Raw genomic sequence first — 22,340 nt, forward strand, 5'->3', positions numbered from 1 at the left:
TGACGAGCGGCCGCGGCACCATTGTGGAGCCTTTCCGGGTAACGGCGGTACCTGCCTCACGCACCGGGATCGGCGTAGCGTCGATCCCGTGGACCACGACAGCACCCCGAACCCGCCGGCGGCGGCGGCTGATCCGCGCGCCGAGGTGCGAGAGTTCCTCACGAGCCGGCGAGCGCGCCTGACCCCCGATCGCGCCGGACTTCCGGCCTACGGTGGCAATCGCCGCGTCGCGGGGCTCCGCCGCGAGGAGGTCGCAATGCTGTCGGGCATGAGCGTCGACTACTACACGCGTCTGGAGCGCGGCAACCTGGCCGGGGCATCGGACGCCGTACTCGATGCGCTCGCCCGTGCCCTCCAGCTCGACGAGGCCGAGACCGCGCACCTGTTCGACCTCGCCCGCGCCGCGAACACCGGACCCGTGCCCCGTCGAGCACCGCGGCGGACGACGACTCTGCGCCCGAGCATCCAACGACTCCTGGACGCCATCACCGAGGCGCCCGCGATCGTACGGACCGACCACTTCGACTTCATCGCCGCGAACCGCCTCGGACGCGCACTCTATGCACCGCTGTTCGCGAGCGCGTCGCCCAACAGCGCCCGCTTCGTGTTCCTCGACCCCGCGTCGCAGGAGTTCTACCCCGACTGGGATCGCGTCTCGCGCGAGATGGTCGCCGCGATGCGCGGGGAAGCCGGGCGCCATCCGTTCGACAGGCGGCTCACCGACCTCGTAGGTGAGCTGTCGACGCGGTCCGAGAGGTTCCGCACGCTCTGGGCCACCCACAACGTGCGCTACCACCGCACCGGCGACAAGCGCATCCACCATCCCGTCGTGGGCGATCTCGAGCTCGTGTACGAGGCGTTCGACCTGCCCGCCGACCCGGGCCTGTCGATGTCGACCTACACCGCCGAGCCCGGCACCGCGTCGGCGGATGCGTTGAAGGTGCTCGCGAGCTGGGCCGCGACATCCGACTCCGCCGACCTGCGCCCCCGGACGCGCGTGACCGACGAGTGAGCGTGGAGGCCGGCGGCCTCGCGTGATACATTGCACCTCTAGGTACATTGTGGATCTATGTATATGGATCCTCTACGTATGGAGGACGCGTGAAGATCGGCAAAGACCTCGTGGCCGCCGCGGCGACGCCCATGGTGCTCGGCATCCTCGCCGAAGGCGAGTCCTACGGCTACGCGATCCTGCAGCGGGTGAGCGAGCTGTCCCACGGCGAGCTCGAGTGGAGCGACGGCATGCTGTACCCGCTGCTGCACCGGCTCGAGCGCCTCGGGCACGTCGAAGCGGCGTGGGGTGCGTCGCCGACCGGGCGCCCGCGCAAGCACTACCGGCTGAGCGCCACCGGCCGCGCTGCATTCGCCGAGCAGCGCCGCCAGTGGACGGTCGTGAGTCAGGCGCTGCAGCAGGTGTGGGCCGACCGCGACGGCGGCAGCCAGTTCGCCCTCGGGGGTGCGTGAGATGGCCGACGGCACCGATCCCGCCCCCGCACCGTCCGCCGACAAGCGGGTCGAAGAGCAGATCGCAGCCTGGCGCGAGTACGTGTCGCGGCGCGAGGCGATCGCGTCACGCGACGTCGACGAGCTGGAAGACCACCTGCGCGGCGAGATCGACCGGCTCGAGGCATCCGGTCTCGCCGCCGACGAGGCGTTTCTCGTCGCCGTGAAGCGGCTGGGTGCCCTCGACTCCCTCTCGCGGGAGTTCGCCCGCGAGCACTCCGACCGGCTGTGGAAGCAGCTCATGTTCGCCGACGCCCCCCGCGAGTCGCGCACCAACGCCCTCGCTCTGGCGGTAGGGCTCGCGGTCGGGTCGGCGCTCGCGGTGAAGGTGCCGGCGCTGTTCGGCATCGGATTCGGCGAGGACGGCGACTTCTACGGCCGCTACTTCGCCCTGCTCGTGCTGCCGTTCCTGGCCGCGTACTTCCTCGTGCGCCGTCGTTCCGCGCTCACCACGATCGGCGTGGTCGCGGCGCCCTTCGCTCTCGCGACGCTGGTGCTGACGCTCTATCCGTTCGCTCCGGATGCCGCGACGCTCGTCCTCGCGGCGATCCACACCGTCGTAGCCCTGTGGCTCGTGACGGGAATCGCGTATGCGAACGGAGCGGTGCGCTCACCGCGCGCGCGCATGGACTTCATCCGGTTCACCGGCGAGTGGTTCGTGTACTTCGTGCTCATCGCCCTCGGCGGCGGAGTCCTCATCGCCCTCACGATGGGGGTGTTCGGCGCGATCGGCCTGGACGTTTCATGGTTCGTCTCGGAGTGGCTCGTGCCGTGCGGCATCGCGGGGGCGGTCGTCATCGCGGCATGGCTGGTCGAAGCGAAGCAGGCCGTCATCGAGAACATCGCGCCCGTCCTGACGAAGCTGTTCACCCCGCTGTTCACCCTGCTGCTGCTCGCCTTCATCGTGGCCGGATTCGTGCAGGGAAACCTCGTCGACCCAGGCGACGGGCCCGAGGTGTTCGGCCAGCGGGACCTGCTGATCATCTTCGACGTCGTGCTCGTGGTGGTGCTCGCACTGCTGCTGTATGCACTGTCGGCCCGCGACCCGATGGCGCCGGCGACCTGGTTCGACCGCATCCAGCTGGTGATGGTGCTCGCGGCGCTCGTCGTCGATGTCATGGTGCTCGTGGCGATGATCGGCCGCATCGCGGAGTGGGGGGCAAGTCCCAACAAGCTCGCGTCGCTGGGGCTCAACCTCATCCTGCTCGTCAACCTCGCCGGGGCCGCGTGGCTGCAGCTGCGCTTCTCGCTCGGCAGGACGCCGTTCGGGCGTCTCGAGCGCTGGCAGACCGGCTACGTGCCGGTCTACCTGGCGTGGTCCGCGGTCGTGGTGATCGTGTTCCCGCCGCTCTTCGCCTACGCGTGAGCCGTGAACGCGGTCATCCCGCCGCGCGCACCGCGGCGTCGAACCACGACGTGATCGTGGCGGGGTGGGTGATGGCGGTGCCGACGCAGACGGCGAAGGCGCCCGCGGCGCGGGCGGCGGCGGCGTGCGCGGGGGTGTGGATGCGCCCTTCCGCGACGATCGGACGCGTGCAGGCCGCGGCGATCTGAGCGATGAGCTCGAGGTCCGGCCCGGTGCTCTTCGGCCGCTCGGACGTGTAGCCCGACAGCGTCGTGCCCAGGATGTCGGCGCCGGCGGCTTCTGCGGCGATCGCGTCGTCGAGCGACCCGCAGTCCGCCATGACCAGCACGTCGTGCGTCTCGCGCAGGCCCGCGATCGTCTCGGCGAGGGTGAGGCCGTCCGGGCGCGCTCGGCGCGTGCCGTCGAGCGCGACGATGTCGGCGCCGGCATCGGCGACGGCGCGGGCGTGCTCGAGCGTCGGCGTGATGAACACGTCGCCGCCGCCGTCCTTCCACAGGCCCACCACCGGCACGTCGAGGTCGGCGACCGCACGGATGTCGGCGATGCCCTGCAGCCGTACGCCCGCCGCCCCGCCGACGACGGCCGCATGCGCCACCTGCGCCATCGTGCGCGGGTCGCGCATCGCCTCGCCGGGGTACGCCTGACACGACACGACCAGGCCGCCCGCGAGGCGGCCGAGGATCTTCTCGAAGTCTGCAGCTGTCATCGGATCTCTCCCACCAGTTCCCACGCGGATGCCGCCGCGCCGATCAGCGGAGCCCGCCCGCCGAGTACGCCGGGCACGATCGGCACGTCATCGAGCGCGTCGATCACCTCGGCCCGGAAGGTGCGCTCCATCGGCTGCCACCAGACGTCGCCGATCTGGGCCACTCCCCCGGTGACGACCACGCGCTCCGGGTCGATGAGGGTGACGGCGGCGGCCAGCGCCCGCCCGACCGCGGCGGCGGAGTCCTCGAGCGCCCGTCCGGCGATCGGATCGCCGTCCAGAGCGAGAGCAGCGATGCCGCGGGCGTCCGCGACGGCCGGCGAGCCTCCGAGCGACAGGTAGTGGCGGTGCATGCCGATGCCCGAGCCGAGTGCCTCGAGGTGCCCGGCCCTCCCGCAGGGGCAGCGGAGGTGCTCGGCGCCGGGGGTGGGGATGTGGGCGATCTCTCCCGCCACATGCCGGGCTCCGCGCAGTGGCGCCCCGCCGAGGATGATGCCGGCGCCGACGCCGGTGCCCACGGCGACCACGAGGGCGCTGCGCGCGCCGACAGCCGCGCCGCGGCGCAGCTCGCCGAGCGCGTGCGCGTCGACGTCGTTCTGCACGTGCACGAGCCCGTTCACGCCGATCACGCCTGCCAGCTCTTCGCGCAGGCGTGCGGCGAGGGGCGTTCCCGCCCAGTTCGCCAGGGTGTCGGTCGCCGAGACGATCGCTCCGCACCCGACGTCCACGACGCCCGCGGTGCCGACGCCGAGAGCGCGGATGTCGTCATCCGACCGCCCCGCGAGCGCCGAGACGAGTCCGACGACCGTGCCGATGATCGCGTCGGGACCGTCGGGCCCCGGCGTCGGCGCGACGAGGGTGTCGATGATCCGCTCGTCGCGGTCGATCACCGCCACCGCCGTCTTGGTGCCGCCGATGTCGACGGCGATCACGGCGTCGGTCATCACGCCTGCGACTCGGAAGCCGCCTTCGGCAGCAGGTCGAGGTCGGCGAGGATCGCGCGGATGCGTGCCACGGCCTCGTCCCCGATGGGCTGGACGGTCGATGCCATCGTGTCGTGATCGATGATCCCGCGCGCCTTCATGGCGGCCTTGAACGCACCGACGCCCGTCGCGTCGCCCGAGAGTCCCCGCGGCTGGAAGACGATCTCGAACAGACGGTTGAGCCGCTCCTGCTCGGCGCGGGCGGTGTCCCAGTCGCCGCGGGTCGCGGCATCCCACAGGCGCACGTAGCCGGCGGCCTCGACATTCGCGAGCCCGGGGACCACGCCGTCGGCGCCGGCGAGCGCGATGGCGTCCACGACGACCTCGTGGCCGGTGAGCAGCTGCAGCGGACGCCCGGCGGCGTCGTTCGCTGCGACCAGGCGGCGGAACCCGACGTCGTCGCCCGAGGAGTCCTTGACGCCGTGGATCACGCCGTCGCGGCCGAGCTCGATGAGCAGATCGAGCGAGAGCTTCGAGTGCACGCGCACGGGCACGTCATACGCCCACAGCGGTGCGTCGATGCCGGCGGCGATCGCGCGGAAGTGCGCCGCGACCTCGGTGGGCGAGTTGAGCGTGTACAGGGGCGCGGTCGTCACGATCGCATCCACACCGGTCGCGGTCAGGCGCTGCGCCGTCTCGATGACGCGTCGCGAGGTGAGTTCGATCGCCCCGGCGATAACCGGCACGCGGCCGGCCGAGGCGCCGACGATGGTGCGCGCGATATCGACGCGCTGGCCGTCGGTGAAGTAGGCGGTCTCACCGGTCGACCCCAGCGCGAACAGTCCCGACACCCCCTCGTTCACGAGGTGGTCGACGAGGCGCTCGAGACCGGCGAAGTCGATCTCGCCGTCGGGCAGGAGGGGCGTGGCGACAGGCGGCACGACGCCGGCGAATCGGACGGTGGCGGGCAGCGGGGCCTGGGAGGCAGTGAGCATGGTGGTGTCCTGTGTGAGGTGGTTCAAGCGTGGTTGTGGGGTTCGAGCAGCGAGGGCGCGGCGCCCAGCAGCGTGCGGGTGTACTCGTCGGTGGGGTGATCGAAGATCTGGGCGGCGTCGCCGTACTCGACGATGCGCCCCTTGTTCATGACGGCGATCTCGTCGGACAGGTAGCGAACGGTCTGGATGTCGTGCGAGATGAAGACCATGCCGAGGCCCAGCTCGTTCTTCAGATCGGTCAGCAGATTGAGGATCTGCGCGCGGACCGAGACATCCAGCGCCGACGTGGGCTCGTCGGCCACGATCACCTGCGGGTCCAGGGCCAGGGCGCGCGCGATCGCGACACGTTGACGCTGGCCGCCCGAGAGCTGGCCGGGCAGCGCGTCGAGCGCCGACTGCGGGAGACCGACGAGGCCGATGAGCTCGCGCACGCGCCGGTCGCGCGAGGCGGCGGACCCGATGCGATGGACCTGCATCGGATCCATCAGAGCGTCGCGGATCGTCATGCGCGAGTTCAGGGCCGTGGCCGGATCCTGGAACACGACGGACAGGATCCGCCCCAGCCGGTTGCGCACGGCGCCGGTGAACGTGGTCACCGTCTCGCCGGCGATCACCACCTCGCCCGAGGTGGGCTGCTCCAGTCCGACGAGCACCTTCGCAGCCGTGGATTTTCCCGAGCCCGACTCTCCGACGATCCCCAGCGTCCGGCCGCGCTCGACCGTGAACGAGACCCCCGCGAGCGCGTCGACGTAGGACTTCTGGAACAGTCCGGACGTGCGCGTCTTGAATCGGACGTGGACATCCCTCAGCTCGATGATCGGCTCGGTCATCGTGCACCCCCGATCGGCTGGACGGGCGCATCCTCGGGATGCGCGTTGTAGTAGTGCTCGGTCCCCTCGATCCGGCGACGGACCGGGACGACGCCCGCGTTGCGCTGCGGATTCGAGGATCTCGGCGCGAAGCGGTCTCCCGACGGGAAGTCCTTGGGCGACGGCACGGTGCCGGGAACCTGGTGGAGGCGATCGGATCCGGACTCGATCGACAGCACCGCGCCCAGCAGGCCCCGCGTGTACTCGTGCAGCGGCTGGGTGAGCAGCTCGCGCGTGGTGCCCTGTTCGACGACCTGGCCGGCGTACATGACCGTGATGCGGTGGGCGAGCTCGGCGACCAGGGCGAGATCGTGCGAGACGAAGAGCATGGCGAAGCCGAGCTCTTCGCGCAGCGAGTTCAGCAGGTCGATCACCTGCGCCTGCACCGTCACGTCCAGCGCGGTCGTGGGCTCGTCGGCGATCACCAGCCGCGGATTGCGGGTGAGGGCCATCGCGATGAGGACGCGCTGCCGCTGGCCGCCGGACAGCTCGTGCGGGTACGCGCTGAGCGTGCGCTGCGGGTCGAGGCCGACGAGGGTCAGCAGGTCCTCGGCGGTGCGGGTGCCGCCGCGCGAGGTGAGCTGCTTCATCTGGGCGCGGATCGGCATCGCCGGATTCAGCGAGCTGAGCGCATCCTGGTAGATCATCGCGATGTCGTTGCCGCGCAGGCCGTTGCGCTCGGACTGCGGCATCTGCAGCAGATCCTTGCCGTCGAACATGATCCTGCCGCTGATCTTCGCGCTCGGATCGAGCAGTCCCATCACTGCGAGCGAGGTGATCGACTTGCCGCAGCCGGACTCGCCGACCAGAGCCATGGTCTCGCCCGGGCGCACCGTGAAATTGACGCCGTCGACGACGGCGACGTCGCCGTGGCGCGGGAACGAGATCGACAGGTCCTGCACCTCCAGCAGGGGTGCGGCGTCGCCCGTGTACACGAGGCGATCCGTCCGGCGGAGCTCGACCTCGCGCAGCGTCGCGAGACGCTCCTCGAGGGGAACGACCGCGGTCGTCGCCTCGATGATGGCGCTGGCCTCGGTGACGATGGGCACCTCGGCGCGGTCGAACGCGCGGCCGTCGGCGATCTCGGCCGCGGAGATGTCGTCGCCGGTGGGCGCCTGCGCCTCTTCGAGGACAGCGGTCGCCTCCTCCATCGACGCGGCATCCGTGGTCACCTTGCGCGCCCGGGGGGCGACAATGGCGTCGGTCATGCTGTCGGAGAGGATGTTCAGGCACAGCACCGTGACCATGATCAGCAGACCCGGGAAGAACGTCGCCCACCAGGCGCCGCTCATCAGCAGGTTGCGACCGGCGGCGATCACATTGCCCCAGGACGGTTCGGGGTCCGGCACCCCTGCCTGCAGGAATGACAGCGATGCCTCGAAGATGATCGCGTCGGCGACCAGCACCGTCGCGAAGACGAGCACGGGCGCCATGGTGTTGCGTGCGACGTGCTTGACGATGATCCGGAACGTGGAGGCGCCCATGACGCGCACGGCCGACACGTAGTCCTCGCCGTATTGATCGAGGATGTTCGCACGGACGATGCGGGTCAGCTGCGGCACGTAGAGGAAGGCGATGGTGAGGATGAGCACCGGCAGGGACTTGCCGAACACCGCGACGAACACGGCGGCCAACGCGATGCCGGGGAACGACATGATGACGTCCATGATGCGCATCAGCGTCTCGGAGATCCACTTCGGCGCGGTCGCCGCGATCGTGCCGAGCGCGGCGGCGGCGAGGAGCGCGATGATCGTCGCGCCGAGGCCGATCGAGAGCGAGTAGCGGCCGCCGTAGACCAGGCGCGAGAAGATGTCACGCCCCTGACGGTCGGTGCCGAACCAGTGCTCGGGGCTGGGCGGCTGCACCGGGGGTCCGGAGGCCAGCGGGCTGTAGGGAGCCACGAAGGGCGCGAAGATCGCGGCCAGCGTGATGATGGCGAGGATCGTCAGGCAGATGATCGATCCGAGAGACAGTCCTCCCAGCCGCAGGCCGGGGACGGAGAGTCGTTCAGTCAGTTTGCGTCGCATGGTGTCACACCGCCCGGATTCGGGGATTGATGAGCACGTACAGGAGATCGACGATGATGTTGATCACGACGAACGCCAGTGAGACCACCAGCGTCACGCCCTGCACGAGGTTGGGTTCGTTGTTGGTCACGCCGTTGAGGATCAGGGTTCCCATGCCGGGGATCGCGAAGATGACCTCGATCACCACCGCTCCGCCGAGCAGGTAGCCGATGCGCAGTCCGAGGACGGTGACCGGGGTGATGAGCGCGTTGCGGAGCACGTTGCGGGCGACCACCACGACACGGGGGACGCCGCCGCCCAGTGCCGTGCGCACGAAGTCGCGATCCAGCTCCTCGACCATCGAGGAGCGGACGACGCGCGACAGCTGTCCGATGACAGGGATGGCGAGCGCCAAGGCGGGCAGGGTCATGCGGGCGAGCCACCCGGCGGGATCCTCGGAGAACGGCGGCAGCGGGCCGGAGGCGGGAAGCAGTCCCAGCTGCAGGGTGAAGAGCTGGATCAGCAGGATCGCGAGCCAGAACGACGGCGTCGACAGCGACGCGACGCCCAGGATGCGGATGGCCTTGTCGGGCCAGCGGTCGCGGTAGACCGCAGCGAGCACTCCCAGGATGAAGGCGAAGAAGACGGCGATCAGCAAGCCGAGGAATGTCAGGGAGAGCGTGATCGGGAAGGCGCGGGCCACCTCGTCTGCGACCGGAAGGCTGCGAGCGGAGTAGGTTCCGAGGTCGCCCTGGAACAACCCGGCGAGGAAGTCGAGGTAGCGCACGATCAAGGGGCTGTTCAGCCCGTTCGCCTCACGGTAGGCCTCGAGCGCCTCGGGCGATGCGGTCTCGCCGAGCGCGGTGCGCGCCGGGTCGACCGGTGAGAAGGACATCACGAAGAACACGAGGAACGTGATGCCCAGGATCATCAGCGGCAGCTGAAGCAGCCGTCGGCCGATGAGACGGAGCGTGTTCGACACGGGCCGTTCCTTCCTGGGGATGGGTCCGGGGGGGGTGGTCCCGGGAGGTGCGCCTCAGCGCACCCCCCGGGTGCATTGCGGGTCGAGCTACTCGGCGGCGACGCCGACGTCGAGGAACGAGAGGCCCGTGGTGGGGACCGGCTCGAATCCGACGAGCTCCTGGCTGCTCCACGCGGTGGGGAGCTTGCGGTGGAACAGCGGGTAGAGGACTGCTTCATCGGAGAGCAGGTCGAATGCCTGGTTCCAGGTCTCCTGCTGCGCGTCGCCGTCCTCCTGGACTGCGGTGTCGATCAGTTCGCGCAGCTGCGCGTACTCTTCGGTGTCGGCCCAGTTCGTGCGGGTGTTCGGCCACACGTTGTCGCCGTACCACCAGTTCATCAGCAGGTCGGGGTCGGTTCCGAAGACCGACGGGTCACCGGGAGCGACCATGACGGTGTAGTCGCCGGAGTCGACCTTCGCGTACTGCGCCGCGGACTGGGCGACGTCGAGCGTCACGTCCACACCGATGGCATCCAGCGACTCCTTGATGAGCGGAGCGACTTCCTTCACCCAACCGGTGTCGGTGGTCAGCAGCGTGATCGACAGGTCCGAGACGCCGGCCTCGTCGAGCAGCTCCTCGGCCTTGTCGGGGTCGTACGTGTAGACGGTGGACGCCTCGTTGTAGTTCGGGTAGGTCTCCGGCAGGAACGAGGTCGCCGCGGTCGCATTGCCGAGCATGCCCGTCTCGATGATCTTGTCCATGTCGAGCGCGTAGAAGAACGCCTGACGCACACGGGCGTCGTCGAACGGCGCGGCATCCGTGTTGAACATCATGAACAGCAGGCCGAACGACTGCACGCTCTCGACGTCGACGGTCGACGCGAGCGTGTCGACGTCGATGTACGGGACATCCTCCATTGCCTGGATCGTGCCGGACGACATCGCCGTGACGCGCGCGGCCGAGTCGGCGAGCAGGTTCCAGTTCATGCCGGCCGCCTGCGCGGGGCGCGGGCCGTTGTAGTCCGCGTACGCCTCGAAGACGAGCTTGTCCTCGGGGACGGCCGAGACGAGCGAGTACGGTCCCGACCCGATCGGGTTGGCACCGAAGGCTTCGGCATCGGCCTCGACGACCGACTGCGGAACGATCTTGACGACCCCGAGACGCTCGTCGAGCAGCGAGAAGGGGTAGTCCGTCGTGATCTGCACCGTGTCGTCGTCGACCGCGGTGACGGTGTCGATGAAGCTGATGTAGGGGGTGAACAGCGAGCCGCTGGCCGGGTCCAGCACACGCTCGTAGCTGAACACGATGTCCTCGGCGGTGACCGGATCGCCGTTCTGGAAGGTCGCGCCCTCGCGGATGTCGATCTCGTACGTGGTGTCGTCGATCTGCGTCGGCATGTCGGCCGCAAGCGCCGCGTACGGCTCCTTCGTAACCGGGTCGAGGTCTACGAGACCCTCGAAGATGTGCCAGTTCGCAGAGACGGTGACCGCGCCCGATGCGATCATCGGGTCGAAGCTGCCGCTCAGGGCGTAGGAGATACCGGCTTCGATGATGCCGTCGGGGTCGACTGCGGCTGCCGGCGCGCTGTCTTCGGCGGTCGGCGTCGCGGACGAGCCGCAGCCCGCCAGCACGAGCGCAGTGGCCACGGTGCCCGCCGCTACGACCGCGAGACGCCCCGCGCGGCGGCGGGAAGTGGATCGGTTCATGAGTGCTCCAGATGGTGTCGGGATGACGTCTTGAAGACATCTGACGTCTGACGTACTATAAACACACGTTCCCGACCTGCACAATGGGCGAAACGAACTTGTTACTTGAGAACGGATGGGCCGTATGTCCTTGATCGACAACCGCGGATCCCGCATGCGCCGGGTCACGACAGCTGATCAGATCAAGCAGCTCATCCTCACCCGGAACCTGCGAACGGGCGACCCCCTGCCGACCGAAGCGGAGCTGTGCGAGACGCTCGACGTCTCGCGATCTTCCGTCCGCGAGGCCATCCGCACCCTCTCGACGCTCGACATCGTCGACGTCCGCCATGGGCACGGCACCTACGTCGGCGGGATGTCGCTCGACCCCATGGTGCAGGCACTGGTCTTCCGCGGCGTCCTCTCGCCCGACGGCTCGCTCGACGCCCTGCGCGAGGTCGTCGAGGTGCGCCTCGCGCTCGACCTGTCGATGGCGGACAAGGTCGTGGCCGCGATGGAGGGCACCGACGTCGAGGAGCTCACCGAGATGGTGAGCGAGATGGTCGAGAAGGCCGACCGCGGCGAAGTCTTCCTCGAGGCCGACCGCGCGTTCCACACCACGCTGTTCGCCGCGACCGGCAACCGGCTCGCGGAGCAGCTCGTAGGTGCATTCTGGGATGTCCACACCGCCGTGCTCCCACAGCTGAGCGTGGCGATGCCCGCGGACATGCAGACCACCGCCCACGCCCACGGCGACATGCTGAGCGCGGCGCGCGCCGGCGACGTCGAGGCCTATCGGCGCGCAGTGGTCGAGCACTACCTGCCGCTGCAACGCGCTCTCGGTGTCACGGTCGACCGTTAGGCAATAGCTGTACCCAGTGCAAGAATTGGCACCGAGCGTTACGCCGGTGTTTGACAGACGACCAGCCTCCTCCTTTAAGTTAGGTTAGCCAAACCTAATTGGAGGTCGCTTGATGTCTGAAATGCTGACGCGTTCCACCGCCGATCGCTATCGCCTGCTCGTCGCCGAGACCACCGCGCTGGTGGCGCACCGCCTGGCCGGCGCGACCCAGCCGTTCTCGGGCGCCTCGCGCTCCGAGCTGCAGCGGCTGGTCGACGATTCCGCGCTCGACGGACCGGGCGTCGGCACGTCGGCCGCGATCGCCGAGATCGACGACGTGTTCCTCGAGCACGCCGTCTGGTTCCACCACCCCGCCTACGCCGCGCACCTCAACTGCCCGGTCGCGCTGCCCGCGGTCGCCGCCGAGGCGGTGCTCGCGGCGGTGAACACCTCGGTCGACACCTACGATCAGTCCACCGTCGGCACGCTCATGGAGCGCAAGGTCGTCTCGTGGACCGCCGAGCGCATCGGCTTCGCCCACGGTGATGGCGTCTTCACCTCCGGAGGCACGCAGTCCAACATGCACGCGCTCTTCCTGGCGCGCGAGGCCGCGGTCGCCCGTGCCGGAGCGCCGCGCGCCGAGACGCTTCCCCGCCTCGTCGTGCTCGCGACGGCATCCAGCCACTTCAGCGTGGGCAAGTCCGCCCTCCTGCTCGGCCTCTCGGACGATGCGGTCGTGATCGTCGCAGACGACGGGGAGGGACGCATGGATCCGGATGCCCTCGACGTGGCGCTGCAGCGGGCCGCGGCATCCGGTCTCCTGCCGATGGCGGTCGTGGCCACCGGCGGCACCACCGATCGCGGCGTCATCGATCCGGTCGCCTCGCTCGCGGCCGTATGCGACGAACGCGGAGTCTGGCTGCACGTCGACGCCGCCTACGGCTGCGGGCTGCTGGTGTCGCGCCGACGCCGTCATCTGCTCGCGGGCATCGAGCGGGCGCGGTCGGTGACGGTCGACTTCCACAAGAGCTTCTTCCAGCCGGTGTCGTCGAGCGCGCTGATCGTGCGCGAGCCGCGCGATCTCGCGGCCGGAGCCTGGCACGCCGACTATCTCAACCCGCTCGAGAACGCCGAGCCCAATCAGGTCGACAAGTCGCTGCAGACCACGCGGCGCTTCGACGCGCTGAAGCTGTGGGTGACCCTGCGCGCGCTCGGCCCCGACCGGATCGGCGAGATGTTCGACACCGTCGTGGATCTTGCGGCGGACGTCGCCGATGCTGTCGATGCGGATCCCGACCTGGAGCTGGTCGGCCGGTCGCAGCTGAGCACCGTGCTCTTCCGCGTGCGCCCCGACGGCACCGACGACGCGGACCAGGACGCCCTGGTCGCGGGCGTGCGCCGCGTGCTGTTCGAATCGGGTCGCGCCCTGGTGGCGAAGACCGTCATCGACGGCCGGCCGTGCCTGAAGCTCACGCTCCTCAACCCCGAGACGACGCTCGACGACGTCCGAGCCGTGCTCTCGATGGTGAAGGATGCCGCGACCGCCCTCGCCGGGATCGCGCCGGATCTCGATTCCGAGCTGGCATCCGAACTCGTCGCCGGGCTCGTGGGCGCGGAGGTCTCGGCGTGAGCGGGCACGTGCACGACCTGGTCGGCGTCGGCGTCGGCCCGTTCAATCTGGGGCTTGCGTGCCTGGCCGAGCCGCTCGGGCTCGATGCGGTGTTCCTGGATCGCGCCGACGGGTTCCGCTGGCACCACGGCATGATGATCGAGGGCGCCACCATCCAGGTCCCCTTCCTCGCCGACCTCGTCACGATGGCCGACCCGACGAGCGAGTTCTCGTTCCTCAACTGGCTCAAGCACACCGGCCGCCTGTACCCGTTCTACATCCGCGAGAACGTCTATCCGCTGCGCGCCGAGTACGACGCGTACTGCCGGTGGGCGGCGGCGCGGCTGACGAGCCTGCACTGGAACCACGAGGTCGTCGCCATCGAGCACGACGTCGAGGACGACGTGTACATCGTGCGCGCCATGCGCACCGACACCGGCGAGCAGCGCGAAGTGCGCGCGCGCCACGTCGTGGTCGGCGTCGGCACCCGCCCGACCATGCCCCAGTCGCTGCGGCGGCTCGGCGGTCCGGTGATCCACAGCTCGGAGTACGTGCAGAACCGCGAAGCGCTGCGCTCAGCCGGATCGGTCACCGTCGTCGGCAGCGGGCAATCGGCCGCCGAGATCTACCGCGACCTGCTCGACGGCATCCGTGAAGGCGGGTACCGCGTGGACTGGGTGACCCGCTCGCCGCGGTTCTTCCCCATGGAGTACACCAAGCTCACCCTCGAGATGACCTCGCCCGAGTACACCGATCATTTTCACGCCTTGCCATTGGGTCTGCGACAGCACCTCGGCCGCGAGCAGCGCGGGCTCTACAAGGGCATTTCGGGCGAGCTGATCGACGACATCTACGACACGCTCTACCGGCTGAGCGTCGACGGCCCGGTACCCACGACCCTGCTCACCGACACCGAGGTCCTCGCCGCGGAGTGGAACGGCGAGCGCTATCGACTGCGGCTGCGTCACGGGCAGCTCGACCGAGAGCACGAGCGCGAGACCGAGGCGCTGGTGCTCGCCACCGGGTACGCCGCCGAGACCCCGCCGTTCCTTGCACCGATCGCCGATCTGCTCGACTGGGACGGCCTCGGCCGACTCGCCGTCGCACGCGACTACAGCGTCGACGGCGGGCGCGGGCGCGTCTTCGTGCAGAACGGCGAAGAGCACACTCACGGGCTGACCGCGCCCGATCTGGGCTTCGGCGCGTGGCGCAACTCCTCCATCCTGGCCGCGGTCACCGGTCGTGAGGTGTATCCGATCGAGCGGCGCATCGCCTTCCAGCACTTCGGCGTCCCCGACGATGCGCTCGCACCTGCCGCGATCGGAGTCGCGCGATGAGCGTCCTGGCGGGGCTCGACGTGTCGATCATCGGTGCGGATCCGCGGCGCGACGCCCCGACGCTGCAGCGATGGCTGGCCGATCCGCACGGTGCGTTCTGGGGCATGGACGGGCTCGACGTCGACGCCGTGAGCGACTATCTCACCGGCGTGGTGACGGATCCGCATCAGGATGCCTGGCTCGGACTGGTCGACGCGGTTCCGACCTTCTTCGCCGAGACGTACGACCCGGCGACCGTGCTGCTGCGAGGCATCCACGATCCTGTTCCCGGCGACCTCGGCATGCACGTGCTCATCGCTCCGCCCGGACCGCACCCGGTTCACGGCCTCACCGACGCCGTGTTCGACGCGGTCATGAGGTGGTGCTTCGACGAGTTGGGCGCGGCGCGCATCGTGGTCGAGCCGGATGCCCGCAACGACCGCATCCGCCGCAAGAACCTCCGCGCCGGCTTCACCGAGCTGCGCTACGTCGCGATCGACGACGGTGCGCACACCAAGACCGCGGTCCTGTCGGTCTGCACCCGCGACGACTTCGCCGGCTCCGAGCTGGCACGAGCCGAGCGAGATCTGCTCGCACCGGGAGGACGCGCATGATCGCGCCTGCATCGCACCTGACAGCCGAGAACCTCGAGGCGGCGCAGCGTCATCTCGTGGCCAAGGCGATCGCCGAATTCAGCCACGAGCGGCTGCTCTCGCCCGAGCCCTTCGACGACGGCTGGCGCGTCCGCGCACCGCACGCAGGAACCGAATACCGTTTCACCGCCACCAGGACCGCGCTCGAGCACTGGATCGTCGACGAGGCGGGCTTGACCCGTCTCGTCGACGGCGTCCCGGCCCCGCTCGACGCACAGGAGCTGATCCTCGAACTGCAGCCGGTGCTGGGCCTGTCGGACGCGCTCCTGCCGATCTACCTCGAGGAGATCGCCTCGACGCTCGCCGCTGCAGCGTTCAAGATCGCACAGGGCGGCCCGTCGGCCGACGAACTGACGCGCGCCGACTTCCCCACGATCGAGTCGGCCATGACCGAGGGGCACCCCGGCTTCGTCGCCAACAACGGCCGGATCGGGTTCGGGGTATCGGCCCACGCGGTCTTCGCTCCCGAGGCCGGACGGGAGTTTCGGATGGTGTGGCTCGCAGCGCGGCGATCGGCGTCGCATCTGGCACTCGGCGAAGGGCTGGACGAGGCATCCCTCCTGTCGGTCGAACTGAGTGCAGAGGAGCGCGAGCGGTTCGCGGCACGGCTGTGCGACGTCGGCGAGGACCCGCAGGCGTATCACCTGCTGCCGGTGCACCCGTGGCAATGGGACAACCGGATCGCCGTCACCTTCGCGCCCGACATCGCCCGGCGGGATCTCGTGCTGATCGGCGAGAGCGAGGACGAGTACCGCGCGCAGCAGTCGGTGCGCACGATGCTCAACGTCACGCACCCGAACCGCCACTACGTCAAGACCGCCCTGTCGGTGCAGAACATGGGCTTCCTCCGCGGACTGTCGCCGGCGTACATGCGGGTGACTCCGGCGATCAATGACTGGGTCGCCGACCTCGTCGCGAGCGATGAGACGCTGCGCGAGTCGGGGTTCCGCGTGCTGCGCGAACGCGCCTCGATCGGGTACACCGGCGACCCGTACCACCGGACGCCGTCGTCGTCGACCCATCGCAAGATGCTCGCCGCACTCTGGCGCGAGAGCCCCGTGCCGCTGGTGTCCGAGAGTGAGCGCCTCGCCACGATGGCGTCGCTGCTGCACCGCGATCCGTCGGGAGCGTCGGTGGCGACCGCCCTGATCCGCGCGTCGGGCATCCCGGCCGCCGAGTGGGTGCGCGCGTACCTGCGCGCGTACCTGCGCCCGCTCGTGCACTGCCTGCTCGCACACGACCTCGCCTTCATGCCCCACGGCGAGAACCTCATCCTCATCCTCGAGGAACACGTGCCGACGGGCGTCTTCATGAAGGACATCGGCGAGGAGGTCGCCCTCCTCGCCGAGCGCAGCGTCACCGACGACGTCCGCCGGATCATTTCGCCGGTCGATGATCAGGAGAAGGCTCTCGCGATCTTCACCGATGTCTTCGACGGCGTGCTGCGCCACCTCGCGGGCATCCTGCACGTGGACGGCACCCTGCCCGAGAGCGAGTTCTGGCGGATCGCGGCCGAGACCGTCGACGAGCACGCCGCCGAGCATCCGGATCTGGATTCCCTCGTCGATCTGCGCGCCGACACGTTCGCGCACTCGTGCCTCAACCGCCTGCAACTGCGCAACACCCTGCAGATGGTCGACCTCACCGACCAGTCCGCGTCGCTGATCTACGCCGGCACGCTCGACAACCCGATCGCGCGCGCCCGCACCCTCGCGGGCGCCGGGTCCGTGGGAGTCTGACGGGGTGGCAGAGGTCTACCGGGACGACCATGGCATCCCCCACATCCGCGCGACGGATGCCGGGGATCTCGCCGAAGCGCAGGGAGAGGTCACGGCGCGCGACCGCGGCTGGCAGATCGAGGTCGACCGCCTGCGGGCATCGGGACGCCTCGCCGAGCTCATCGGCGAGTCCGGCGTCTCCTGGGACGTGTTCGCGCGGCGCGCGCGCCTCGACGACACCGCCCGGCGCGCGTACGACACCCTCGACGCCGAGTCGCGCGAGTTCGTCCGCCGCTACACGGTGGGTGTGCGCCGAGGCATGAGCCCCGGCCGACGAGATCACGGCGAGGGTGCCGGCGATGTCGACGCGGGTGCCGACGCCGCAGAGTTTCACGAGCTGGACCGGGTCTTCGGCGATCCGCGTGCGCTCACGCCGTGGAACGACCACGATCCGCTCGGTGTGCTGCACGTCGCCCACGCCCTGTTCTCGACATTCCCGCTGCTGCTGTGGCGCGAGCACGTGCGCGTGACGCTCGGCAACGAATGGGTCGACGTCTTCGCCGGGTACGGCGACGAGACGCTGCCCACGTCGGGCAGCAACGGGTGGGCGCTGCACGGCTCGCGGACCGGCAGCGGGATGCCGCTGCTCGCCGGCGACCCGCACCGCATGTTCGAGCTGCCCGGGGTGTACCAGCAGGTGCGACTGGCGTGTGACGAGTTCGACGTGGTCGGCCTCGCCTTTCCCGGCGCGCCGGGTGTGCCGCACTTCGGGCACACGGGCGAGGCGGCCTGGGGCGTCACGAACGCGATCGCGCACAGCGTGGACGTGTTCCGTGAACGGCTGCGTGCCACGGCCGACGGCTACGACGCCCTCGGGCCCGACGGCTGGCGGCCGGTGGATCTCGAGCGGTCGGTCGTGCAGGTGCGCGGCGGCACCGATGTCGAGGTCGAGGCGCTCGAGACCGAGCGCGGCACGATCGTCACCGATCTTCACGACGGCGGGGAGCAGCACGGCGGCGAGCGCGGCGAGTTCGTCGCCTGGAGCATCCGGATGCCGGCCCGTGCGAACTCCGATCTCGGCGGGGCGGCCCTCCTCCCCCTTCTGCGCGCACGCACCGCCGGCGATGTCGTCGCTGCATTCTCGTCATGGGTCGATCCGGTGAACCGCGTGCTCGCCGCCGACCGCGAGGGAACCGTGCTGTCTGCGACCGTCGGAGTCACGCCCGACCGCGCACGCGACGAGCGGCGCCTGCCGCTGGCCGCCGAGACCGCGCACCCCGCTGCGGATCGCGGCGTCGTCGACGCGATCTCCGTCACGACGGTCGCCGTCGACGCGAACGAGCGTCCGCCGGAGCGCGCCGGCATCGACCTCGGCTGGGCATACCCCTCGTCGCATCGCGCCGAGCGCATCGGCGAGCTGCTCGAGTCGCTCGGGCCTCGCACCGCCGCCCAGTTCGCGCCCATCTGGGCAGACACCGCCAGCGGTCAGGCAGCGGCGCTGCGCGGGCTGCTTCCGGCAGACGAGCTCGCACCGGCAGCGTCGAGGGTGCGCGACGCACTCGTCGCGTGGGACGGACGAATGGATGCCTCGTCCGCCGCAGCCGGGCGGTTCGCCGCCTGGCGCGGCGCGCTCGTGCGGCGCGTCGCCGCGCATCCCGCGCTGACGCCACTGCACCGTCCCCACGGATTCGGCCCCGTGTTCGACCCGTGGCTCGGCGCGACCGCCCAGGTCGCCGCCGCGCTCGTGCACCTGGTCGTGCACCCCGCGCTGCGTGACGAGATGCCCGCGATCGTCGCGGCCGCCCTGGAGGATGCGTCCGACGCGCCCCCATGGGGCGCGACGCATCGCCTGCTGCCCCTCCACGTCCTCGCGGGAGTGGACGGAAGCGAGAACCCGGGCGCCACCCTCGATGTCGACGTCTCGGGCGACGGCGACACCGTGCGCTGCACCGGTTCGACGCCGGGGCTCACCGACCGGGCGTGGCGCGGCTCGGTCGCACGCTGGGCGTGGGATCTCGCCGATCGCGAGGCGAGCCTGTGGAGCGTGCCGTTCGGCGCGTCCGGCGATCCGACGTCCCCGCATTTCGCCGATCAGCTCCCGGCGTGGGCCGACGCCCGCCCGACGCGCATAACGACCGACTGGGCGCTGCTGCGCCCCGACACATCCACGGGAGCCGCATGACTGCGACACGCACCGCACGGCTGATCAGCGGACGGGCCGGCGCACTCGTGCACACCGCCGACGATCCCGTCCTCGGGCGGATCGAGGTCGTCGTCCTCGACCCCGATGCCGACCTCGACGTGATCCACCGCTGGGTCACTGCCCCCGGCGCTGCATTCTGGGGACTCGCCGGGCACTCGCGCGAAGAGCTCCGCGACCTCTACGCCTACGTGGACGAGCTGCCCAGCCACCACGCGTTCCTCATCCGCCGCGAGAGCGAGCCGGTGGTGCTCCTGCAGACATACGAGCCCGAGAACGACCCTCTCGGCGACGCGTACGACACGCTGCCCGGCGATGTCGGCATCCACTTCCTGCTCGGCGCGCGGGGCGCACCCGTCGCGGGTTTCACGACCCGGATCGGCCACGTGATCGCGAGCTTCGTGTTCTCGCGGCCCGAGGTCGACCGGATCGTGATCGAGCCCGATGTCGACAACGACCGGGCGCTCGCGCGAGTGCGGCTCTTCGGCTTCGAGCACGGCCCGCACGTCGACCTGCCCGGCAAGACCGGCCAGCTCGCGTTCCTCACTCGCCAGCGCTGGGAGACGCTGAGCGCCGCGCTGGGGTAGCGCCGCTCAGCCCGACCGGCACACCGTCGGGGACCCGCACTATCCTCGTCGTCATGCGCAGTCGACGGGGCGTGCGGCGGTGAGCGGCGAGGCCGCCCGCTGGGTGCTGCACGTCGACCTCGACCAGTTCATCGCCGCAGTCGAGGTGCTGCGGCATCCGGAGCTTGCAGGCCGGCCCGTGATCGTGGGCGGGCGAGGCGACCCCACCGAGCGCGCGGTCGTCTCGACGGCGTCGTACGAGGCGCGAGAGTTCGGAGTCGGCTCTGGGATGCCGCTGCGCATCGCCGCGCGGAAGATCCCGGATGCCGTCATCCTGCCGGTCGACGCCGAGACGTATCTCGCGGCATCCGAGCAGGTCTTCGCGACAGTGCGCGCACAGCCCGGAGCCGTGGTGCAGGTTCTCGGCTGGGACGAGGCGTTCGTCGGCATCGTGAGCGACGATCCGGAAGGCTACGCGCGGCGACTCCAGCGCGCGGTGCTCGACGAGACCGCGCTGCACTGCAGCGTCGGGATCGGCGACACCCTCGTGCGCGCCAAGGTCGCGACCGGGTTCGGGAAGCCTCGCGGGGTCTTCCGGCTCACCCGCGGGAACTGGCTCGCCGTGATGGGAGACCGGCCCACCATCGAGCTGTGGGGCGTGGGCTCGAAGGTGTCGAAGCGACTCGTCGGGCTCGGCATCCGCACGGTCGCCGAACTGGCGAGCGCCGACGAGGCTGCGCTCGTGACCGAATTCGGGCCGAAGATGGGCCTCTGGTATCGCCAGCTCGGTCGCGGCGACGGATCATCCGAGGTCGACGACACCCCATGGGTGGCGCGAGGGCACAGCAAGGAGACGACGTTCCAGGTCGACCTCGCCGATCGCGGCGACATCGAGCAGGCGGTGCGCGACCTGCTCGCCCAGGTGCTCGCCGACGTCGCGTCCGATGACCGGCCCGTCGTCGGACTCGGACTCAAGGTGCGCTACGCACCGTTTCTCACCAAGACGTTCACGAAGCGGATCCCCGCAACCCGCGACCACGACGCGGTGCTCGCTCGCGTCATGGAGATGGTCGCCAGGATCGAACCCGACCGTCCGATCCGCCTCCTCGGCATCCGCGCAGAGATGGCGATGCCCGATGACGCTCGCGAAGGACATACGCCCACGCGCGGCGGGTGGTGACGGCAGGCTCCGCGGCGGGCGTCTTCGAGTTGCCCTCGACGTCGGTCACGCTCGCGCTAAGCGTGTCAGTGCCGGGTGCGAGCGTGCACTCGTCCGTACTCGCGCAGCGCGACCTGCTCCAGTTCGCGCGAGGGCGCAGACCCCGCACCGCCGATGTCGCTGCGGTTCACCATCAGCACGAGCGTGGTCCGGTTCACGGAATCGATGACCAGATGGCTGCCCCATGCACCGCTCCAGCCCCAGGCACCCGGCGCCTTCACGTCGTTTCCGACGACCTCGACGATGACTCCCAGTCCCCACTCGAGACCATGCCCCATCGCTCGGGCACCCGCGGACCGCTCGGCTGACATCGCCTCGACGCTGGAGCGTTTCAGGATTCGGGTCCCCTCCAGTTCACCGCCGCCGCCGAGCATCCGGGCGAAGCGATCGAAATCCCAGGCCGTGCCGTAGAGCCCGGCCGCACCGGACGCGAGGCCGACCGGGGTCATCGACAGCGCGTCAGGGGATGCGCTCTCGTCACGCAGCACCCCGTCGACGAGCCCGTACAGCGTGACCAGACGGCGATGCTGCTCTGCGGTGAGGACGAACGTGGTGTCGGTCATTCCCAACGGGTCCAGGATGCCCGCCCGCAGCGCGCTGTGCAGGTCGACGCCGGTGCACACCTCGACGACGCGGCCGAGCACGTCGAATCCCACCTGCGGGCTGTAGCCGGCGCTCTCGCCGGGCTGGGCATCCGCCGGGATCGTCGTGTACGCATCGACCCGCTCGGCGAGAGTCTGGCCTGGCATGCGGACGGCGTCGATCAGGCCCGCACTGTGCGGGCCGTGCCCCAGACCGCTCGAATGGGTCAGCAGGTCTCGAATGGTCACGGGGCGGATGGCGTCGACGATGCGCATGCCCGCTCCGGCTTCGGACGGCGACGACCAGTTCGTCGGCACGCCTTCGGCGACCATCGTCGACGCGTAAGAGGGGATGAAGACTGCGACCGGGTCGTCCAGCCGCACCAGCCCCGTCTCCACGAGCTGCAGGATCGCGACGGCGACAACCGGCTTGGTCAGGGAGGCCTGGCGGAACACCGATCGAGCGGTGACCTCGCGTCGGCGTTCGATGTCGGCCCAGCCGATCACCGCCTCCTCCACGAGTGCGCCCCGCTGACGGAACCGCAGCGCAGCGCCCGCCACCTCCCCTGCGTCGACGAAGCGCCGGAGGGTCGCCGCGAGCGGGCGGTCGTCCGTGTTCATC

19 protein-coding genes are annotated in these 22,340 nt (G+C 70.1%); 11 read left to right on the plus strand and 8 right to left on the minus strand.

Annotated elements, in window-relative coordinates:
- Positions 1–88 precede the first annotated feature (88 nt).
- The 3 genes from KEC57_RS04740 to KEC57_RS04750 all read left to right on the plus strand — a co-directional run bounded on the left by KEC57_RS04740 (position 89) and on the right by KEC57_RS04750 (position 2,869).
- The gene (locus KEC57_RS04740) at positions 89–1,012 is read left to right on the plus strand and encodes a helix-turn-helix transcriptional regulator (protein WP_229383366.1); all 924 of its coding nucleotides are present in this window, start codon (positions 89–91) and stop codon (positions 1,010–1,012) included.
- 89 nt (positions 1,013–1,101) lie between these two features.
- Complete coding sequence (locus KEC57_RS04745) at positions 1,102–1,464, plus strand: PadR family transcriptional regulator (protein ID WP_229383367.1); 363 nt, start codon at positions 1,102–1,104, stop codon at positions 1,462–1,464.
- Between the two features lies 1 nt (position 1,465).
- Positions 1,466–2,869 carry a permease prefix domain 1-containing protein gene (locus KEC57_RS04750; protein WP_229383368.1) on the plus strand — a complete coding sequence of 468 codons (1,404 nt, stop codon included), beginning with the start codon at positions 1,466–1,468 and terminating at the stop codon, positions 2,867–2,869.
- Positions 2,870–2,882: 13 nt separating this feature from the next.
- On the opposite strand, the gene KEC57_RS04755 is transcribed toward KEC57_RS04750, so the two are convergent.
- The 7 genes from KEC57_RS04755 to KEC57_RS04785 all read right to left on the minus strand — a co-directional run bounded on the left by KEC57_RS04755 (position 2,883) and on the right by KEC57_RS04785 (position 11,036).
- Positions 2,883–3,575 carry an N-acetylmannosamine-6-phosphate 2-epimerase gene (locus KEC57_RS04755; protein ID WP_229383369.1) on the minus strand — a complete coding sequence of 231 codons (693 nt, stop codon included), beginning with the start codon at positions 3,573–3,575 and terminating at the stop codon, positions 2,883–2,885.
- Positions 3,572–4,519 (minus strand): ROK family protein, encoded by a 948-nt coding sequence (locus KEC57_RS04760; RefSeq protein ID WP_229383370.1) that lies wholly within the window; start codon positions 4,517–4,519, stop codon positions 3,572–3,574. The genes KEC57_RS04755 and KEC57_RS04760 overlap by 4 nt, the downstream gene beginning before the upstream one ends.
- A complete protein-coding gene (locus KEC57_RS04765; protein WP_229383371.1) occupies positions 4,519–5,493 on the minus strand; it encodes a dihydrodipicolinate synthase family protein in 975 nt (324 codons plus the stop codon). The genes KEC57_RS04760 and KEC57_RS04765 overlap by 1 nt, the downstream gene beginning before the upstream one ends.
- A 23-nt stretch (positions 5,494–5,516) precedes the next feature.
- Positions 5,517–6,323, minus strand: a complete 807-nt coding sequence (locus KEC57_RS04770) for an ABC transporter ATP-binding protein (RefSeq protein WP_229383372.1) — start codon at positions 6,321–6,323, stop codon at positions 5,517–5,519.
- Complete coding sequence (locus KEC57_RS04775; RefSeq protein WP_229383373.1) at positions 6,320–8,389, minus strand: dipeptide/oligopeptide/nickel ABC transporter permease/ATP-binding protein; 2,070 nt, start codon at positions 8,387–8,389, stop codon at positions 6,320–6,322. Before KEC57_RS04775 ends, KEC57_RS04770 begins: the two co-directional genes overlap by 4 nt.
- A gap of 4 nt (positions 8,390–8,393) precedes the next feature.
- The gene (locus tag KEC57_RS04780) at positions 8,394–9,350 is read right to left on the minus strand and encodes an ABC transporter permease (protein WP_229383374.1); all 957 of its coding nucleotides are present in this window, start codon (positions 9,348–9,350) and stop codon (positions 8,394–8,396) included.
- A gap of 87 nt (positions 9,351–9,437) precedes the next feature.
- Positions 9,438–11,036, minus strand: coding sequence for an ABC transporter substrate-binding protein (locus KEC57_RS04785; RefSeq protein ID WP_229383375.1), 1,599 nt, complete (start codon positions 11,034–11,036; stop codon positions 9,438–9,440).
- A 124-nt stretch (positions 11,037–11,160) separates the two neighbouring features.
- Here KEC57_RS04785 and KEC57_RS04790 point away from each other — a divergent pair, with 124 nt between their 5' ends.
- The 8 genes from KEC57_RS04790 to KEC57_RS04825 all read left to right on the plus strand — a co-directional run bounded on the left by KEC57_RS04790 (position 11,161) and on the right by KEC57_RS04825 (position 21,098).
- A complete protein-coding gene (locus KEC57_RS04790; protein WP_229383376.1) occupies positions 11,161–11,877 on the plus strand; it encodes a FadR/GntR family transcriptional regulator in 717 nt (238 codons plus the stop codon).
- Between the two features lie 112 nt (positions 11,878–11,989).
- Positions 11,990–13,486 carry a pyridoxal phosphate-dependent decarboxylase family protein gene (locus KEC57_RS04795; RefSeq protein WP_276573320.1) on the plus strand — a complete coding sequence of 499 codons (1,497 nt, stop codon included), beginning with the start codon at positions 11,990–11,992 and terminating at the stop codon, positions 13,484–13,486.
- Positions 13,483–14,802 carry a lysine N(6)-hydroxylase/L-ornithine N(5)-oxygenase family protein gene (locus tag KEC57_RS04800; RefSeq protein WP_229383378.1) on the plus strand — a complete coding sequence of 440 codons (1,320 nt, stop codon included), beginning with the start codon at positions 13,483–13,485 and terminating at the stop codon, positions 14,800–14,802. The genes KEC57_RS04795 and KEC57_RS04800 overlap by 4 nt, the downstream gene beginning before the upstream one ends.
- Complete coding sequence (locus KEC57_RS04805) at positions 14,799–15,395, plus strand: GNAT family N-acetyltransferase (RefSeq protein ID WP_229383379.1); 597 nt, start codon at positions 14,799–14,801, stop codon at positions 15,393–15,395. The genes KEC57_RS04800 and KEC57_RS04805 overlap by 4 nt, the downstream gene beginning before the upstream one ends.
- The gene (locus KEC57_RS04810; RefSeq protein ID WP_229383380.1) at positions 15,392–17,173 is read left to right on the plus strand and encodes an IucA/IucC family protein; all 1,782 of its coding nucleotides are present in this window, start codon (positions 15,392–15,394) and stop codon (positions 17,171–17,173) included. The genes KEC57_RS04805 and KEC57_RS04810 overlap by 4 nt, the downstream gene beginning before the upstream one ends.
- A 4-nt stretch (positions 17,174–17,177) precedes the next feature.
- Positions 17,178–19,334: a penicillin acylase family protein gene (locus tag KEC57_RS04815; RefSeq protein ID WP_229383381.1), complete on the plus strand. Its 2,157-nt coding sequence runs from the start codon at positions 17,178–17,180 to the stop codon at positions 19,332–19,334.
- A complete protein-coding gene (locus tag KEC57_RS04820; protein WP_229383382.1) occupies positions 19,331–19,939 on the plus strand; it encodes a GNAT family N-acetyltransferase in 609 nt (202 codons plus the stop codon). Before KEC57_RS04815 ends, KEC57_RS04820 begins: the two co-directional genes overlap by 4 nt.
- A gap of 79 nt (positions 19,940–20,018) precedes the next feature.
- A complete protein-coding gene (locus tag KEC57_RS04825) occupies positions 20,019–21,098 on the plus strand; it encodes a DNA polymerase IV (protein WP_443676947.1) in 1,080 nt (359 codons plus the stop codon).
- A 65-nt stretch (positions 21,099–21,163) separates the two neighbouring features.
- On the opposite strand, the gene KEC57_RS04830 is transcribed toward KEC57_RS04825, so the two are convergent.
- Positions 21,164–22,339 (minus strand): serine hydrolase domain-containing protein, encoded by a 1,176-nt coding sequence (locus KEC57_RS04830; protein ID WP_229383383.1) that lies wholly within the window; start codon positions 22,337–22,339, stop codon positions 21,164–21,166.
- Position 22,340: the final 1 nt, after the last annotated feature.

Origin of the sequence: Microbacterium allomyrinae (assembly GCF_020682705.1) — a bacterium.
Classification (GTDB): Bacteria; Actinomycetota; Actinomycetes; order Actinomycetales; family Microbacteriaceae; genus Microbacterium; species Microbacterium allomyrinae.

What these genes read in the sequence shown, in the direction of transcription:
- KEC57_RS04785 (WP_229383375.1), bottom strand. Translation starts at nt 11,036, where the DNA reads ATGAACCGATCCACTTCCCGCCGCCGCGCGGGGCGTCTCGCGGTCGTA.
- KEC57_RS04820 (WP_229383382.1), top strand. Translation starts at nt 19,331, where the DNA reads ATGACTGCGACACGCACCGCACGGCTGATCAGCGGACGGGCCGGCGCA.
- KEC57_RS04755 (WP_229383369.1), bottom strand. Translation starts at nt 3,575, where the DNA reads ATGACAGCTGCAGACTTCGAGAAGATCCTCGGCCGCCTCGCGGGCGGC.
- KEC57_RS04805 (WP_229383379.1), top strand. Translation starts at nt 14,799, where the DNA reads ATGAGCGTCCTGGCGGGGCTCGACGTGTCGATCATCGGTGCGGATCCG.
- KEC57_RS04790 (WP_229383376.1), top strand. Translation starts at nt 11,161, where the DNA reads ATGTCCTTGATCGACAACCGCGGATCCCGCATGCGCCGGGTCACGACA.
- KEC57_RS04765 (WP_229383371.1), bottom strand. Translation starts at nt 5,493, where the DNA reads ATGCTCACTGCCTCCCAGGCCCCGCTGCCCGCCACCGTCCGATTCGCC.
- KEC57_RS04770 (WP_229383372.1), bottom strand. Translation starts at nt 6,323, where the DNA reads ATGACCGAGCCGATCATCGAGCTGAGGGATGTCCACGTCCGATTCAAG.
- KEC57_RS04795 (WP_276573320.1), top strand. Translation starts at nt 11,990, where the DNA reads ATGTCTGAAATGCTGACGCGTTCCACCGCCGATCGCTATCGCCTGCTC.
- KEC57_RS04810 (WP_229383380.1), top strand. Translation starts at nt 15,392, where the DNA reads ATGATCGCGCCTGCATCGCACCTGACAGCCGAGAACCTCGAGGCGGCG.
- KEC57_RS04775 (WP_229383373.1), bottom strand. Translation starts at nt 8,389, where the DNA reads ATGCGACGCAAACTGACTGAACGACTCTCCGTCCCCGGCCTGCGGCTG.
- KEC57_RS04830 (WP_229383383.1), bottom strand. Translation starts at nt 22,339, where the DNA reads ATGAACACGGACGACCGCCCGCTCGCGGCGACCCTCCGGCGCTTCGTC.
- KEC57_RS04750 (WP_229383368.1), top strand. Translation starts at nt 1,466, where the DNA reads ATGGCCGACGGCACCGATCCCGCCCCCGCACCGTCCGCCGACAAGCGG.
- KEC57_RS04760 (WP_229383370.1), bottom strand. Translation starts at nt 4,519, where the DNA reads ATGACCGACGCCGTGATCGCCGTCGACATCGGCGGCACCAAGACGGCG.